The following is a 16207-nucleotide window of genomic DNA, read 5'->3' as shown; positions in this document are numbered from 1 at the left end:
CATAGATCAATAAATTTTAATGTCCTCGTAACTCTCCCTTCACTTCGTCGGATAGCTCTATCATACAAATCTCATGAAAAGCTTTCCTCCTCATTTCTTGCTGTTTTATTCCCGAATATTGTCCTGCGGTATTTCAATGGTGATGTTCCTGTTGCTTCTTTAAAGAGATGATGAAACGTCTTTACACTACTGAACCCTGCTGCCTCTGCGACCTCAGTGATCGGATTGTTTTCATTCAACAAAATCCATTTTGCCTTATTCAGTCTGTAATCATTCAAAAATGCTACAAAGGTCATCCCCGTATTCTTCTTAAATAGCCTAGCGAAATAATAGGGACTGAACCCCATATAATCAGCGACATTCTTCAGCGAAATGGTTTCATGATAATGGCATTCCACATACTCAAAAATACGTTCCAGTTTATAAAGAGTGTCCTTTGATTGTGTTAAGGGTCTTTCAGAGATATCAGGAAGCCTTGGCGTCATGCTTCTCGGCACTTCACGCATAATAAGAGTCAACATCTCAAACAACTTCGCTTTGATCATATAGGCATGACCTTCGTGGTGGTTGACGTTCTCATCATAAATGCTTTGAATCAGAGGAAGCATTTTAGCTGCTGTTTCTTCTGGCCAGTTCCAGCTTGATTGCTCCATCTCCGTAAATATATATCTAAGAGGGCGTTTCTGATCACTTAATGTGGAAACCTCTTGAAAAAAGCTCAGATCAAATTGAATAACCACCCGTTCGCTGTCGGGAGAAGCCAAGAAATAATGAACATCACCCCCATTTATAAACTGAACTTCACCTTGTTTCATACGTATCGAAATATCGTTAATTCCCAGATCCAAGGTTCCCTGGGTCACATAAATAATTTCAATTTCTTTATGCCAATGAGGATAGCAAAGCACGTCGCCTTTATTAATAAAACTCCGGAAAGGAAAATGTCGGTCAAGCTCCGGGATTTCTAAATAAAAATTCATTTTGGTAGACTCCTTTTGTTGTAAAGTTCAAAAAAGCCGTACACATGACTATTGATAATTATGCTGCACTGCATTCCTTCTTCTCTTTTTCATTTTTCTCCTTCTCGACTTTCCAATAAAATTCCCTCTCCCTTTTAAATTATAAGCGGTTAACATTCTTTTTCCTACCCTATCAATCATAGTTGTATTAAGAAAACAACTATTAGGTATCCTTACTAACCTAATTTTGCAAACACAAAGTTATGCCTCAATTATGAGCGGTTTGGCGCCCGAAAACAATTTGGGCTGATCTTATTTCTCCCTTCCGCATGCAGTTTCTTCAGGTAAACTGGTTTCACCTTAACTGGATTAAGCAAATACGTGTAAAATTGTCGAACGATTATTTTTACATTTTTTATATAAATACGTGTGTACATTTCCAATAAAAAGGTATAATCTAGTAATGCAACAGAATCCATATAAAAAATATAGACTTATGGAGGGACGGACCTTGAAGAGACTATTCGCTTTAAGTTGTGCTTTCTATCTGTTAATCGGCATTACTAGTGTGGTGCTTGGAGCATTACTGCCGGTCCTACTGCCTTACTATGGACTGGGGTACAGCGATGGCGGATTATTGTTGTTCCTTCAGTTTTTTGGATTTCTTGTCGGTGTTCTGTTCTCCCCCTTCATGGCTCTACACATCGGTCGCAAGTCTATGCTGTCCATTGCCCTGGTTAGTATCGTAGCAGGATATGCCATCTTGGGGGTACTTCCCTCATGGACCTGGGTTATCGTGATGACCATATGGGTTGGCTTCGGCTCAGGCATCATTGAGTCGTCCATCGGAGCGTTCACGATTGAGTTCACCGAAGAGCAGAAAGCCGTAGCCATGTCCAAGCTGGATGTCTATTTTGCACTTGGCGCACTGCTCATTCCCGCAGTGGTAAGCCTGTATATCTGGCTTGGAGTGTGGTATTTGACCTTCTACACCATCTCCCTTCTGACGTTTATTCTGGGGCTGTTCTGGATTACCATGCCTACTTCCTCCTCTTCCCACCTTATCCAAGCAGATCTCCAAACCTCTGAGCGATCGGTCGAACAAGCCCGGTACTCTGTACAGCACCGTGTGTTACTGGGAATATTCATTGTATTCTTCTTTGTTTACATGGGGCTTGAACTGGGGCTCATGAACTTCCTGCCCTCTATTCTGATCGAGACCCTGCAGATTCGGGAATCCGTAGCTTCGTTGGGTGTTAGCATACTATGGATTGCGATGATCATCGGCCGCATGTTCTCAGGGAAGATTGCAGAGTCCGCAGGATATATTCCTTTCCTGCTTTGGAGCGGAATCGGAACTTTCTGCTTTCTGGTCGCAATGGCGTTTGTCTCCAGTCAGTGGGCTACATACCTTCTGATTTTTGGTGCAGGGTTATTCATGTCCGGTCTCTTCTGTATTGCCCTCGTCTATGCGAACGTGCTGATTCCGGGAATGACCGAGAGAACGACCAGCATTCTAATTGCGTCAGGCGGAATTGGCGGAGCAGTGCTTCAATATGTAACAGGCTGGAGCATGAGCGAATGGTCGGTGACGGCTACCCTTTGGATTTTGGCGGCTTTCAGCCTAATTTTGCTGCTGGCGGTCATTTTCTCGCATCTGTGGAATGGCAGGAGCAGACGGTTAGTTGACTCCCTTGTCCATCAGGGCAAGGAAGGATGAGATTCTTTATTCTTGGGGGAGGTGAGGCCCACCGCTTTATGTAGTAGCAGGGCAGTACATTTTTTAAGGATGTACTTAATGAGAATGTATATTCTGATATGGAGGGGAACATCGTGCATACCTTAACCAAAGAACGTTTCAGATACGGAAAAGGCATTACTCTGATTGACGATTCGGGTAAGGAATATTTAGATGGCGTATCTGGCACCTTCAATCTCTCACTCGGTTACAATCACCCTCATGTCGTCACCAAAGTACAGGAACAAGTCGCCAATCTTGCCCACATGTCCTCATCCTTTACCGAGCCCTATGTCGAGGAAGTCCTGGATCATTTGATCCAGTATACGCCGAACGGCATTGACGCGGGATGGATGAGAGATATTACCGGCTCTACGGCGAACGAATGCGCTGTGAAGCTAGCCCAGAAATATACGGGAGCGCTCGATATAATCAGCCTGTATCTATCCCATCATGGGCAGACCCAGTTCGCAACAGGCATATCCGGCAACGCTTTCCGGCGGAGGAAGTTTCCCAACTCGGCTGCAGCAAATTCCCTTCATGTACCTGCTCCCTACTGCTATCGCTGCCCGTTTAATTCTTCGCCTGACAAGTGTGGCTATCAATGCGTCGAAGCCATATCGGATGCTATTGAGTATGCAAGCTCAGGTTCTGTGGCCTGTATGATTATTGAACCCATCCTGGGCAACGGAGGCAATATCATCCCACCTGCAGGATATTTTAAACGTCTCCGTCAGCTGTGCAACGAGTACGGGCTGATCCTAATCGCTGATGAGGTGCAGACCGGGATTGGGCGGACAGGCTATATGTTTGCAAGTGAACTGTTTGATATCCAGCCAGATATCATTACTCTCGCCAAGGGTCTCGGCGGCATTGGTGTACCGGTAGCAGCAGTATTGATGCAGTCTCGTCTTAATGTCCTCGAGAAGCACGAGCACTCCTTCACCTCAGGTAGTAATCTAATCTCGGTTACGGCAGCTAAAGCCACGCTAGAGGTTGTATCTGAACCCGATTTTCTGGAAGCCGTTCGGTCCAAAGGAAGCCTGCTCGGAACCCTGCTGACGGAGATGGCCGACAAGCACGATTGTATCATTGGTGAGGCTCGCGGCGTCGGCTTGATGTGGGGACTGGAAATTGTCGACGAGGATAATGCCCCAGACGCAGTTAAGAGCAATGCGATTATCGACCGCGCTTTTGCCGAACAGCAGCTGATTCTCAGAGGCTCCCGTTACGGTTATGGCAATGTGGTCAAAGTGAGACCTTCTCTCACGGCTACAGTAGATGAGATTGTCGAAATTGTTAAACGGCTAGATGCCGTTCTTGCTACCCTTCACTAACCATCTGCCTAACAGGCAAAAGGAGGAATTATTCATGCTTGCACTGGTATACAAATCGGCTTGGGATGTCGCACTTGAGGAAAGACCTATCCCGGAGATAAAAAAAGATAACGATGTACTCGTCCGAATTCGGGCGACAGGCGTATGCGGTACGGACCTAGGTATCATTAGTGGCAAATATCATGCCGTTCCGTCCACTATCTTGGGCCACGAATCAGCGGGGGATGTGATCGCTGTAGGATCAGCCGTCAGTTCACTGCAGCCTGGGGACCGGGTGGTGATTGATCCAACATACTACTGCGGCCAATGCGAAATGTGCCGGACAGGAAGACAGAATCATTGCACACACAAATCCGTAACCGAGACCGGAGTTAGCGCCGACGGTACGTTCACCGATTATTATGTGACTGAGGACCGTTTTTTGTACAAGCTGAAGGACCATATCAGCTACGAAGAAGCGACGCTGACCGAACCGCTGAGCTGTATGCTGACCGGAATCAACCAGATTCACCTGCTGCCGAACTTCACAACCGTTATTTTAGGCGCAGGTCCGATCGGGATTCTGTACAGTTATGCTCTTGCTTCGAAAGGCATAACTGGTTGCCTTGTTGACATCTCGGAGGAACGGCTCGCTATAGCGGATTCTATTGCTCCCGAACGGTGGTCCGCGCACGCCACACTGGAGTCGGCCATTCATGAGCTGGCTCCGTTAAAAAATCAGGTGGACATGATTGTGGATACCACAGGAGTGGTCGGCACTGAGGTACTAAGCCAGCTTGCGAGCGGCGGGTATTTGATGCTGGTGGGGCTGAGAGATGGGATAAGTTCGTTTAATCCGAAAGAGGTAGTTGACCGTAGCCTTAAAATCATCGGCTCGATTGATTCTCTGGGCACGTTCTCCACGGCGCATTACCTGATTGAGCAGCAGATCGTTCCTGCCAAAAAAATCATAACCCACTCGTATCCGCTTGATGACTACCATGAAGCCTTTAAGACGCTTGGATGCAATATCAGCGAGCGGACACTTCAGCCTTCGTCTCAGGCGATCAAGATTGTACTGCAATCTAATGGCTCCGGCAACTAAATTTAGCTACTAACAAGGGAGAGAATGGACATGACGAGCATCCATCATGTTACACCGACCAATAATGAATGCACAGGAGACCTATCAGCGTCCGTTCCGGTCAAAGCAGTCATCTTCGACATGGACGGGGTGCTAGTAGACAGCGAACCGATTTATTTTGAGATCGAGCGCAGCTCCTTTGCCCATTTTGGTGCATCCATGACGGAAGAAGAGCACCATACCTATGTTGGAGTGACACTTGAATCTATGTGGCGTCAGGTACTGGACAGGCATCAGCTCACCAATACGGTGGAAGAGGCCCTGTCCTATCACCGAAAAAATGTGATGCAAACGATGATTGCGCACGAGGGCCTTGTGGCGATTGACGGACTGGAGCGGTGGCTGGACTGGCTGAAAGAGAAAGGGATTCCGGTCGCGGTGGCCTCTTCCTCTCCACGGGCGCTGATTGATCTCATTATGGAAAAGACAGGACTTGGCCGTTACTTCGACATTCGAATCACCGGTGAAGAGGTATTGCAGGGTAAGCCTGCACCGGACATCTTCTTATACGCCGCCGAGCAGCTAGGCATTGCACCGGCCCATTGCATCGTTATTGAGGATTCACAGAACGGGGTCCAGGCAGCCAAAAGTGCAGGAATGTACTGCATCGGCTTTCACAACCCCGGCTCCGGCCGACAGGATCTGTCCAGAGCCGATCGCTGGATTCTCAGCTATGACGACCTGTGGGCGATCAAAGAGAATCTACCGTTCGATGAGCAGTTGCTTGCTAAGAGCAAGAGCTGAAAGGTACCGGAAGGTATACCCCCTTTATAATTATATGGAATCGTCCGATCTTTACTATGATTGAGGGTATTAAATAATGCCCCTTGGAATATACACGGGAGAATGTCATTTATCCTTCCCTGTGTGTACTCTAAGGGGCGTGCTTTGCATCCAAGTGGTCTAGTTGAAACGAGTAATTTCCCGGTTCAACACACAACTGTCGTAAAAACTGTCTTTTTGGCATATAACTGATCTCCTGACGGTTTTAAATCCTCTATTCGTATGCAGCAAAACTTATATAGAAAAATGGGGTGCTGTTAACACCCCAAACTGGATTCATCGATATATATCCTTGCTTCATCTGAACGGTAATTTTGCCCTATATTCAGCTCTTTCTGTCTTCTTCGGTAATTAGAGAACTGTAAGCCGGAATTGTAACTGTTCCTTTCTTCACCTTTACATCCTTTGAGGTGGAAAAGATCACTTTCCATTTACCCTTATCGAAATCTTTTATCTGCAAGGTAACCGACTCTCCAGACAGGTTATGATATACATACATTGTTTCTTTGCCTGAAGTACGTTTAAACGCGGTCACGCTGGCAGAACCTGCTTGTATAGGTTGCAGACTGTCGCTACGTAAAGCTTCATGTTCTTCCCTCAGACGGATGAGTGTGCGATAGCTCTCCAGTAAGGAATCATCGTCCCTCAGCTGCGCTTCCACCGATACCTCGCCTGTGTTGTATTTGGGTTTCTCCCACGTCGTTTGACCAGGGCCATCTCCCTTGTACCAGCGCATAGGCTCACGAAGATACTCATCAGGCTTCTCTCCCTTCATGCCGATTTCTTCCCCGTAATACAGGAAAGGCTGACCCGGAAGCGTCAAAAGAATGGAAGCGGCCAGCTTGGCTTTTCGCACATCCCCGCCCAGTTCGCTCATGACACGGGTCTGGTCATGGTTGCTCAAGAACGGAGCATCGAGTGCTGCCTTATTATACGATTTGTACAGTTGCAGCGTTTTCTCGGCGAATGTCGCGATACCCTGATCTCGGCCGTTTTTCACGGAGTTCAAAATCGTTCCACCCAGGTCAAAATTAAATAGGGAGTGGAGTGGTCCGAAATAAGGAGCTATGGTCTCCGGTTTGTCCCATACCTCTCCTGCCAGATATACATTTGGATTCACCTTCTCCATCTCGGAACGGAATTCATTCCACCAGGCGATGTTCTTATCCGCACCATCCTTCGTCTGTCCTCTAAAAATATGCATCGCCGCGTCAAGCCGGAACCCGTCTGCACCCTGCTGCAGCCAATACTTGCCTACTTTGATCATTTCTTTGCGGACTTCGGGATTGTCAAAGTTCAGATCCGGCATGCCCGACCAGAATGTACCGTAGAAATATCCTTCGCCGTTCGGATTCTTATGCCATACCTGCTGACCCCACGATCCCTTTTCTTCCAGATCCGTGTTCTCATCCGCCCATACGTAATAGTTGTGGTATTTGCTTTGTGGGTTGGCACTGGCCTCCTTAAACCATGGGTGCTCGCTGCTCGAATGATTGATAACAAGGTCCATGATCACCTTGACGCCCTTTCGGTCCGCTTCTTTCATCAAGGTGCGAAAATCATTTAGACTCCCATACTGCGGGTCCAACTGATAGTAATCAGTTACATCATATTTATGGTAGCTTGGAGATGGATTTAGGGGCATAAGCCAGAGGCCGCTGACCTGCAAATCCTTACCCGAATGGGGTTTGCCATCGTTTAAGTAATCAAGTTTTTGTGTGATTCCTTTCAAATCACCGTGTCCGTCTCCATTCGAATCATAAAAAGAATTGATATAAATTTCATAAAATACGCCGCTTCCAGTAGAAACCGGAGGCTTATGTCTGTTCAATTCCTGCTCTGCCATTGCACCTGAAGCGAACATCGTGAGCATAGGCACCGTTAACATGGCGGTGGACAATCTTCTTAAGCGTTTGTTACGTGTCAAAACAAATCAGCTCCTTTGATTGTTATGGGTGCGCTTTCATTATAAATAGAAACAATCCAAAAAAAGGGGATATTTATTATCTATTATGGTGGAAAATATCGATCTTATTGTTTTATCTCTATATCAAGCAAAAAAGAGCAGACTGTATGTCTACTCCGCTTTAAAAAATCATTCTTTTTCTTAGATTTAGTACTTTCGATTTGCTGAATAAACGATTGTCTGCTGTCGTCCAAATCAGTTCAGGAAATATATCTTAATTTAATGCGTTTTGAAGCTCTGTGCAGCGAGGACTTTACCGAATTTTCACTCTTGTTTAAGATTCTAGCCGTTTCTTTTATGGAGTATCCTCGGACTACACGCAATTCAAGTACCGTCCTTTGCTCGGTATTACTTGCCATCAAAAGAATTCGATTGACCTCCTCCTGAATTTCAAAATCGACGGTATCCCAGTGATAGTAGAGCAGCTCCTTACGTAAGTTGTATTCATCCATCTTTTTTCGTTTTCTTATTAAATCTATAGCTAAATTTTTGGCAATTCTCAGAAGATAAAATCGAATACGATCTTGAGGCAAGTCAGGTGAAGCTCTTATAAACCGAATAAAGCACTCATGCAACAAATCTTCGGCATCCTGTTTGTTATGCAATATCCTCAATAGATATCCAAAGAGATCTGATTTGCAAGATAAATATAGATCCTCCACACCTTTAATATCCATATTATTGCTTGTCCCTTCTGTTTTGTTTGGAATCGGCAAGTCACTTTATTGTCTTAAATTCATATCCCTGCTTATTATTCGTATCTCAATGCATCTATAGGCTTCAAACTTGCTGCTTTATAAGCCGGGTATACTCCAAATAGGATGCCTGTGCCTGCAGAGCTAAGAAACGAATATATAATAGGCGAGATCGTAAATTCAATGGTCATATGTGCAGTTGCTTCAAGTATTTTGGATGCCCCTATGCCTGTTACAACCCCGATTGTACCTCCTAATAGACCAAAGATGACCGCTTCAGATAGGAATTGAATCATAATATCTCTCGGCTTGGCGCCAATAGCTTTTCGAATACCGATTTCTCTTGTACGCTCTATAACCGACACCATCATAATATTCATAATTCCGATTCCCCCTACCACGAGCGATATCGCGGCTACACCTCCTAGCAAGCTGGTCATGATATTATCTACACCTGAAGCAGCACCTGCTGCTTCTGACAGACTCATAATTTGAAATTGATCCGGTTCCGACGGTTTTAGCTGGTGCGTTAAACGCAAGCTTTCCAATATGTCTGAACGAGTCTGATCCATCAAAGCTGGTGACTTGGCGGATACGTCTAATCCTGTAATGTTCTTCTCACCCAGACGGTTCATTATGGTTGTAGCAGGGATGTAAATTTGTTCATTAGTGCTGTAGCTTAATTTCGTTACTGGCTGAGTATTTAATACTCCAATTACCTTGAAAGGGATCTGTTTAATTTGAAACGTTCGTCCCAATACATTTTGGGTATCTCCACCAAAAAGACGTTGAACCGCCTGACTTTCAAGAATGGCGACATTCATGCGTTTGTCCATCTCATCGTTGGTAAATGTTCTGCCCTCGGCAAAGGAAAACTTTTTGACTTTATAGAATGAAGCGGAAGTCCCTACAATAGTGGCGTTATAGTTGTATCGCCCCCACGTAGCTTTTGAATTGCTCGTTATATTTGGCATCAATGCATCTATGGAATTCTTTTGTTCCAACGCCTCGACATCAGCCCAAGTAAACGATGGAGTGTTGTCATAATCTATTTCACCATCGACCATTGTCATAGCTGGCGCAACCATCAATACGTTATTCCCTAATTTATTAATTTCCGCCTTTATGCGGGTTGTAGAGCCGTTTCCAATCGCCATAATGGCAATAACCGCTGCCACGCCGATAATAATACCGAGTATTGTTAAAAAGGAGCGTAGCTTATTGGTTGTTAAACTGTTAATTGATACACGGATCGTTTCCATTAAATTCATAGGCTTGCCATCCTTGATGAAATTCTTCTATTCATAATGCTCTCATCCCGCTCAATATTCCCATCACGAAAGCTGATCAGGCGCTTGGCATATTCGGCAATTTCCAGCTCATGAGTAACTAAGACAATGGTTTTCCCCTGTTCATTCAAACCTTGAAACAGCTCCATAATCTCGACACTCGTCTTTGTATCTAGTGCCCCCGTTGGCTCATCCGCCAGCAGAATAACAGGATTATTCACCAACGCACGCGCAATGGAGACACGTTGCTGCTGACCACCAGATAGCTCATTAGGCTTGTTGTACATCCGTTCTGCAAGCCCAACACTTCGAAGCGCCTCCACAGCTCGTTCCCGGCGTTCCTTGGCAGGTATACCTGCATACATCATTGGTAGCTCTACATTGGCTAATGCTGTAGTTCGGGGAAGTAGATAAAATTTCTGAAATACAAAACCCAGTTTCTGATTTCGAATCTCGGAAAGCTCGTTCTCACGAGCATCTAAAATGGAATACCCATCCAAATAATACTTCCCCGTATCAGGATGATCGAGGCAACCAATGACATTCATCATAGTGGACTTACCCGAACCAGAGGGGCCCATTATGGCAACAAACTCACCTTCGCTAATAGATAAATCAACACCACGTAGAGCCTGAATCTCCTGACCGCCCACCTCATATATTTTTTTTAGTTCTTTAATTTCAATAACGCTTTTATTCAAACGAGCTTCGTTCATTGTGCCTGACCTCCATCAGGGTCCTGACCCTCTTGACTGCCATTCGGACCAGCACTACCACCCTGGGGCGGAATAACAATGGTTTCGCCTTCCTTGACACCGGACTTGATTTCGGCCTGATCCGCTGTATAGACCCCCAGCTTCACTGGTCTGAATTCATAATCTGCAGGGTTAGCCGGGTTCTTCGCTACATATACTCCATCCACTCCACCTTCGGATCTCAATGCGAACAATGGAACAGACAACGCATCTTTATGTTCAGCCAAGAGGAGTGATACATCCATGTTCATCCCTGGTTGTAGTCTTATCTTTTGACTATCCAAAGACAATTCAATTTTGTATGTAGTCACATTGGATTCCGTAACCGGCTCTGGAGAAACAAAGAGGACTTCGCCTTTAAATTGTTTGTCAGGGAATGAATTCGTGTGTAACGTAGCCTGGAGCCCAGTCCTCATTTTAGCAATGTCACTTTCGTTAACCTTGGCACTAACCTTCATAACGCCTGTATTGGAGTTGTTCATAACAATGAAAGGTGCTGTAGGACTGGTACCCACATCGCCATTAACCTTCAAAATAATTCCATCCCACGGTGCCGTAACCTGTAATTTGTTCAGAACACTTTTCTTCTGTTCCAATTCCGTTTCAGCCTGTTGTAAAGAAGCCTGTGCGGATTGAATATTGGAAGCATCAGGCGGGGACTGCGCTGCCTTTAATTGTATTAAAGCTGTTTTATAGCCCATTTCCGCATCCTCAATCGCCTGAACTTGTCGATTCTTTGCCTTCTTGTATTGAAGTTCGACATTATTCATATCCAATTTTGCCTTATCCAGGTTTTGCTTGGCCGTCGTCAGGTCACTTTCTGCAGCTGCATCATTCTGGACTAGATAAGTCTGGTCATCATAATCCTTCTGGGCTTTATCCAAAATCATCTTGGCCGCCACTTTTTGTGCTGCGACTTCTTCCAGCTCCATGGAATCCTTGGCTGTTTTAATCGCCATCTGCGCCTTTAGGACATTTGCCTTCTGGAGCTCAATATCACTAGACTTTGGTCCGCGCTTGGCTTCCTCCACCTTGGCTCGGGCAATCGCTACATTGGATTCAGCATTTTTAATTTGTAACTTGGAATCCGAATCATCCAAACGAGCCAACACCTGACCCGCTTTGACACTATCTCCTGCTTTAACATTGACGGCAATGAGCTTGGCACCCTCAACATTTGTAAAATTGATATTGACTTCCTTAGAAGCCTGAACGGTTCCAGTTACTTTAAGCGATTCGGTCATGTTTGTTTTCTGTACCTGTAGGATCTGGTTCGCAGGACCCTCCATGGGCTTTTCCTGACTTCTATTCATATAAACAGTACTGCCAATTCCCGCTATAATAATCAAGACAAGAATACCTATGATCCCTTTCAATCTTTTTTTCCTTCTTAACACTTGCAATGCATCTTTCTTTTCTGTTTCTGACAATGTTATATCCCCTTAAAATGTATTTTTTCTAAAACCTATACGCTCCACGGTTTGTTTAAAGCATGTTGCAGCATTGTCATTTGAATAATGAGTTCATCCTTATTCCGTTCAATTTGCTTCACTTTTAACTGATTCGTGGCAACCTCCGTACCTGTGGCAAATCCACGTTCCCTTTTTTTACGAGATATGTCCAACACTTTAATAGCGTTCTGTAAATTACTTTGCATTTGTTCGTATTGTTCATCATTTTGCTGTAAGTTAAAGTAGAGACTCTTTAGTGATTCTGCCAATTGATCCTTGGTATTTTTGAGTCCACCTTCCGCTGAGTCTACATCAATCTGTTTAATTTCATAATCGTCCGTTCCCGAGTTCCATGTGTAATATTTAACTTCCATTTTTGCCAGCTTGACAGCCTCCTCCTGTCTCCATACCGAAGGACTCGCCGAGATTGCACGCGTCACAAGCGTATCCAAATTCGTGTTATCCATTTTCCGGTAAGCGGGTCGATCAACCAGTTCATATACCGTACCTTGCGGCTGCCCCATTTGGGTGTTTAGCACCTCTAACGCTTTTTGCAGTGCAGATTTTGCAATCTCTACATTCTTTTCAGCTTCTAAACGAGTCTGAATAATGGTGCTTTGTTCACCTGGAGAAATTTTTCCACGGTTGGCTTTCGCCTCAGCAGCTTTTTCCTCCAATAACGCAAGCGAAAGTGCATCCTCACTACTCTTCACTTTGTTGTCAGCCAAAAGTACGTCGTAATAGTCCTTCATTGTGGTGTAGTCTGTCTGATCTTGAGCAAGTTCGATTTGCTTCTTGGATTCCAAATAAGAAACCGTCGATGAGGCATACCCCTTCCAAGCAGAACTACTAGCCGCGTCCTCTTCACCGTTGCCTGCACCTGCTGGAATGAAATCCAGATTCTTACCTGCATTTTTTAGGTTAATCCGGTTACGCTCTATCGTTTGCTGGGCTTCTTTCAAACTAAAGCTATTAGACCGTGCCCATAGCTGGGCTTGACTCAATGTTAGTTTCACACTTGCATTGGAAGCCAATTGCTGCCCCTCTGCTTGAACAAAGGACCCTGAAAAAGAACTGGTTGATAAGACCAACAACAATAAAATAAACACACTTTTTTTCATAGATACCCCCCTCTTTCTAAGTTTATTAAGTCGAATAAATACGTTGTTATATGAATTACAATTCTTCCTCTACACTACAATTTCTTTGTATGACTCCCCATCAAGGAAATCGTGAATTGAGAGCTGCATCGTCTATAATCCGTGGAGATTCCAGAAAGGAGGAACCACTCCTCCCCTTCTGCAACTTTTTTGCACACAGCTTATCGTTCCTTATAACATCTTCAAATCCAATTGACGAAGGTACATGAACCGTACAATAAGAAAGGAAAAGAATTGGATTGCCCAAAAGCACAGCATAATCTGAATAAGCGTAATGCGAAAGGGTACTACATATATTCCAGATGGTTCTGACATAACTAAACAAAGCACTATTCCTATGGATGATACGACTAATGGCAGAAGAAATAAGAAAGCAATTTGTCTGGATGCAGCTCGTCTCATTTCTCTTGAGTTTAGTCCGATTTTCGATAAAGCTCGGTATATTTCCTCATCCCGTTGAAGATCTACATACAATCTGAAATACAATAGACTTACAGTGCTTGCCAACATAATAATGGCGATAAATCCGCCAATAAATTCGCTAATATTCAGATCCATCTCCGATGTCAAATAATCCACTGCTCTAGAGTTAAGCACCCCTTTATTCACCTTGTGGGCCAACACGGAATACAACCATATCTCCTGTTGAGTTTCTGAAGTATCTAAAGAAAGTTGACCATTCTTCCATTTTGGCACAAAGTAGTAAACAGATTTGTATGCCAATGGATCATTGAAATACCGTTGTTCAATTAAATGGTCGTAAGTTCGATCTGGAACAACAAGTAACCGTGCTAGTTCAGAGATGATGTTTTCATCAGACTTTAAGTTATGGTCCAACTTCTGAGTATCCATAATCTGAATATTCATAATCTGAGATTTTCCTTGATTGTAAGTTAGCTTTTTTTCAAAAAAGGTTTTCTGTTCTTCTAAAGACATCCCGTTTGAATCAAAAATGAAAAAGCCTTGATGATCCCGAAGCGCTACTGCCTGTTTTAGCTCCTTAAACCTGGAAGCAAGAGCCTCATAATTGGATTGTTTCATCACTGGCGCGAACTGTTCATGAAAGGGAAAGATCAATACTTCACCTTTCGAATAATCTACCCCAGCCGTATGAAGATTTTGGTCAATCCCTTTTTCAAGCTCTATAGAATTTACAACATCAGAAGTAAGTGCAAATGAATAAGATTGCTCCTTAAGAAATCTTTTTTGCTGCTGCATGGAGTCAAACGTTGACGCTGCTCCTACACAGGAAATGATAGAAATCAGGGTAATTAATGAAAACAGCCCGGCATTATTCCTGATTTTGTATGTGATCTCAGATAACCATAATAAGCGTATTCCGCTCCAAGACCATTTCCTGTTAGCTCTAAGCAATTGAATGAATAGTACACATAATTGAGTGTAAAATAAGTAAACACCAATAAATCCCATTACAATTGTATATTTAAATGTGTCTCCAACTGAATAGTGTAATATATAAAAAGAAAGAGTCCCCAAACGATACGGTGCCAGATAAATGTATGGTGGAAAATCAATCCTCATCAAATATACAGCCGCTCCTATTAATACTATGGCAAGAAAGGACAGGCTCCATGAAGCTTTTAAATCCTTCTTCAGCTGTGAAACCTTGCTAAAAGGCTGCTGCAATTTAAAATAGCGTATGAAGAAAACAGACACAAATGAGATCAATATAAACAAAAACATAAAGCCCACCACGGTGAAAGCCAGTGCTTTCCAAGGAAAATAAAACGTTAAATACATTCCTATGACATTGGAGCCCAAAAGTAGAAAGAATTTCGCTGAAACAAATCCTCCGATAATCCCGGTAATTAAGGATAAAAAGCCTATAATTAGATTTTCATATGCGACCAAAAAATAAATCTGTCTGTGATGTGTCCCTAAAATGGTCAGTATACCAAATTCTTTTTTCCGTGCAGCAACAAAAATATGGTTTGTGTATAATACGAAGAAAAAGGAAAACACAAAAATCAACAGATCAGCAACTTGTAATCCCTTTTTTGCATTAGCTGCTGTGATTGCATCTGAGACATCCGGGTGAAAAATAAATATCGCATATACGAAAAAAATCGAAATCATCAATGAGCTGCTTACATAGTAAGGTACATAAGCACGCACATTGTGCTTGAGATTATTCCATGCTAACAGACGAAAGCTCATGCGCATGTCTACTTCCCCCCAAAAAGGAGAGTATATCTATAATTTCTTGAAAAAATAATTGCTGACTATGACTACGATGGATTTCATTATATAACTCACCATCTTTTATAAAAATAACCCGATCGCAATAACTGGCTTCCACGGCTCCGTGTGTTACCAGCACGATTGTGGAATGATCCACACGACTGATAAGCCCCAGCATTTCCATCACAACACGTGAAGACATGGAATCGAGATTTCCAGTGGGTTCATCTGCGAGCAAGAGTGAAGGAGAGTGAATAATAGCCCTGCCTATAGCTGCCCTTTGCTTTTGTCCCCCTGACACCTCATAAGGTCGTTTATCCAAAATATCAATAATATCCAGTTTCTTCGCTACCTCTTCCAGTTTGTGCTCCATTTCCTTTAATCCTTTTTTATTCAGCATCAGAGGAAACAATATGTTCTCTCCCAAAGTGAGAGTTTCCAGCAAATTATAGTCCTGAAATACAAATCCCAGCTCTTTGCGACGAAATAAAGCCAGCTTATCCTTCTTGAGCTGATGTGGATTTTCTCCTTTAATGCAAACCTCGCCAGAAGTCGGCATATCAATAGTTGAAATCATGTTTAATAATGTAGTCTTCCCACTACCAGACGGCCCCATAATGCCAACAAACTCGCCTTGTTTGATCGTTAAATGGATGTTGTTAAGGGCTCGGTAGGGAACCTTGCCATAGTATATTTTGGTGACTTGATCCATTCGTACAATCTCCATAATTCATTCCTTTCTTTTTCCT

At 43.7% G+C, this 16207-nt stretch carries 13 protein-coding genes; 4 read left to right on the top strand and 9 right to left on the bottom strand.

The window, feature by feature from the left end; translation table 11 throughout:
• Positions 1–71: 71 nt before the first annotated feature.
• A complete protein-coding gene (locus tag ACUYLD_RS24315; RefSeq protein ID WP_061830945.1) occupies positions 72–980 on the bottom strand; it encodes an AraC family transcriptional regulator in 909 nt (302 codons plus the stop codon).
• Between the two features lie 490 nt (positions 981–1470).
• Here ACUYLD_RS24315 and ACUYLD_RS24310 point away from each other — a divergent pair, with 490 nt between their 5' ends.
• The 4 genes from ACUYLD_RS24310 (at position 1471) to ACUYLD_RS24295 (ending at position 5901) form a co-directional block, all read left to right on the top strand.
• Positions 1471–2679, top strand: coding sequence for an MFS transporter (locus ACUYLD_RS24310; RefSeq protein WP_061830947.1), 1209 nt, complete (start codon positions 1471–1473; stop codon positions 2677–2679).
• A 113-nt stretch (positions 2680–2792) separates the two neighbouring features.
• Positions 2793–4034, top strand: coding sequence for an aspartate aminotransferase family protein (locus ACUYLD_RS24305; RefSeq protein ID WP_061830949.1), 1242 nt, complete (start codon positions 2793–2795; stop codon positions 4032–4034).
• A 34-nt stretch (positions 4035–4068) separates the two neighbouring features.
• On the top strand, positions 4069–5118 hold the full coding sequence (gene gutB1, locus ACUYLD_RS24300) for a 2-amino-2-deoxy-D-mannitol dehydrogenase GutB1 (RefSeq protein ID WP_061830951.1): 1050 nt from the start codon (positions 4069–4071) through the stop codon (positions 5116–5118).
• A gap of 30 nt (positions 5119–5148) precedes the next feature.
• Complete coding sequence (locus ACUYLD_RS24295) at positions 5149–5901, top strand: HAD family hydrolase (protein WP_061830953.1); 753 nt, start codon at positions 5149–5151, stop codon at positions 5899–5901.
• 364 nt (positions 5902–6265) lie between these two features.
• Here the strand turns inward: ACUYLD_RS24295 and ACUYLD_RS24290 are convergent, their stop codons facing one another.
• From ACUYLD_RS24290 to ACUYLD_RS24255, 8 genes are all read right to left on the bottom strand, one after another.
• Entirely contained in the window at positions 6266–7867 is a 1602-nt protein-coding gene (locus ACUYLD_RS24290; protein WP_061830955.1) for an alpha-amylase family glycosyl hydrolase, read from the bottom strand.
• Positions 7868–8106: 239 nt separating this feature from the next.
• Positions 8107–8583 carry an RNA polymerase sigma factor gene (locus ACUYLD_RS24285; protein WP_069291923.1) on the bottom strand — a complete coding sequence of 159 codons (477 nt, stop codon included), beginning with the start codon at positions 8581–8583 and terminating at the stop codon, positions 8107–8109.
• A 74-nt stretch (positions 8584–8657) separates the two neighbouring features.
• Positions 8658–9872 (bottom strand): ABC transporter permease, encoded by a 1215-nt coding sequence (locus tag ACUYLD_RS24280; protein WP_061830959.1) that lies wholly within the window; start codon positions 9870–9872, stop codon positions 8658–8660.
• Positions 9869–10606 carry an ABC transporter ATP-binding protein gene (locus ACUYLD_RS24275; RefSeq protein ID WP_069291921.1) on the bottom strand — a complete coding sequence of 246 codons (738 nt, stop codon included), beginning with the start codon at positions 10604–10606 and terminating at the stop codon, positions 9869–9871. The genes ACUYLD_RS24280 and ACUYLD_RS24275 overlap by 4 nt, the downstream gene beginning before the upstream one ends.
• Entirely contained in the window at positions 10603–12075 is a 1473-nt protein-coding gene (locus ACUYLD_RS24270; RefSeq protein WP_446676168.1) for an efflux RND transporter periplasmic adaptor subunit, read from the bottom strand. The genes ACUYLD_RS24275 and ACUYLD_RS24270 overlap by 4 nt, the downstream gene beginning before the upstream one ends.
• A 35-nt stretch (positions 12076–12110) precedes the next feature.
• Positions 12111–13217: a TolC family protein gene (locus tag ACUYLD_RS24265; protein ID WP_446676167.1), complete on the bottom strand. Its 1107-nt coding sequence runs from the start codon at positions 13215–13217 to the stop codon at positions 12111–12113.
• A 210-nt stretch (positions 13218–13427) separates the two neighbouring features.
• Positions 13428–15440: an ABC transporter permease gene (locus tag ACUYLD_RS24260; RefSeq protein WP_446676166.1), complete on the bottom strand. Its 2013-nt coding sequence runs from the start codon at positions 15438–15440 to the stop codon at positions 13428–13430.
• The gene (locus ACUYLD_RS24255; protein ID WP_061830969.1) at positions 15406–16185 is read right to left on the bottom strand and encodes an ABC transporter ATP-binding protein; all 780 of its coding nucleotides are present in this window, start codon (positions 16183–16185) and stop codon (positions 15406–15408) included. Before ACUYLD_RS24255 ends, ACUYLD_RS24260 begins: the two co-directional genes overlap by 35 nt.
• Positions 16186–16207: the final 22 nt, after the last annotated feature.

Source organism: Paenibacillus sp. SER-28 (assembly GCF_052906305.1).
This window is presented reverse-complemented; position numbering and strand designations above follow the sequence as displayed.

Coding starts and splice junctions, on each gene's coding strand:
- ACUYLD_RS24315 (WP_061830945.1), bottom strand. CDS start 980: ATGAATTTTTATTTAGAAATCCCGGAGCTTGACCGACATTTTCCTTTC.
- gutB1 (WP_061830951.1), top strand. CDS start 4,069: ATGCTTGCACTGGTATACAAATCGGCTTGGGATGTCGCACTTGAGGAA.
- ACUYLD_RS24295 (WP_061830953.1), top strand. CDS start 5,149: ATGACGAGCATCCATCATGTTACACCGACCAATAATGAATGCACAGGA.
- ACUYLD_RS24285 (WP_069291923.1), bottom strand. CDS start 8,583: ATGGATATTAAAGGTGTGGAGGATCTATATTTATCTTGCAAATCAGAT.
- ACUYLD_RS24280 (WP_061830959.1), bottom strand. CDS start 9,872: ATGAATTTAATGGAAACGATCCGTGTATCAATTAACAGTTTAACAACC.
- ACUYLD_RS24275 (WP_069291921.1), bottom strand. CDS start 10,606: ATGAACGAAGCTCGTTTGAATAAAAGCGTTATTGAAATTAAAGAACTA.
- ACUYLD_RS24265 (WP_446676167.1), bottom strand. CDS start 13,217: ATGAAAAAAAGTGTGTTTATTTTATTGTTGTTGGTCTTATCAACCAGT.
- ACUYLD_RS24260 (WP_446676166.1), bottom strand. CDS start 15,440: ATGCGCATGAGCTTTCGTCTGTTAGCATGGAATAATCTCAAGCACAAT.
- ACUYLD_RS24255 (WP_061830969.1), bottom strand. CDS start 16,185: ATGGAGATTGTACGAATGGATCAAGTCACCAAAATATACTATGGCAAG.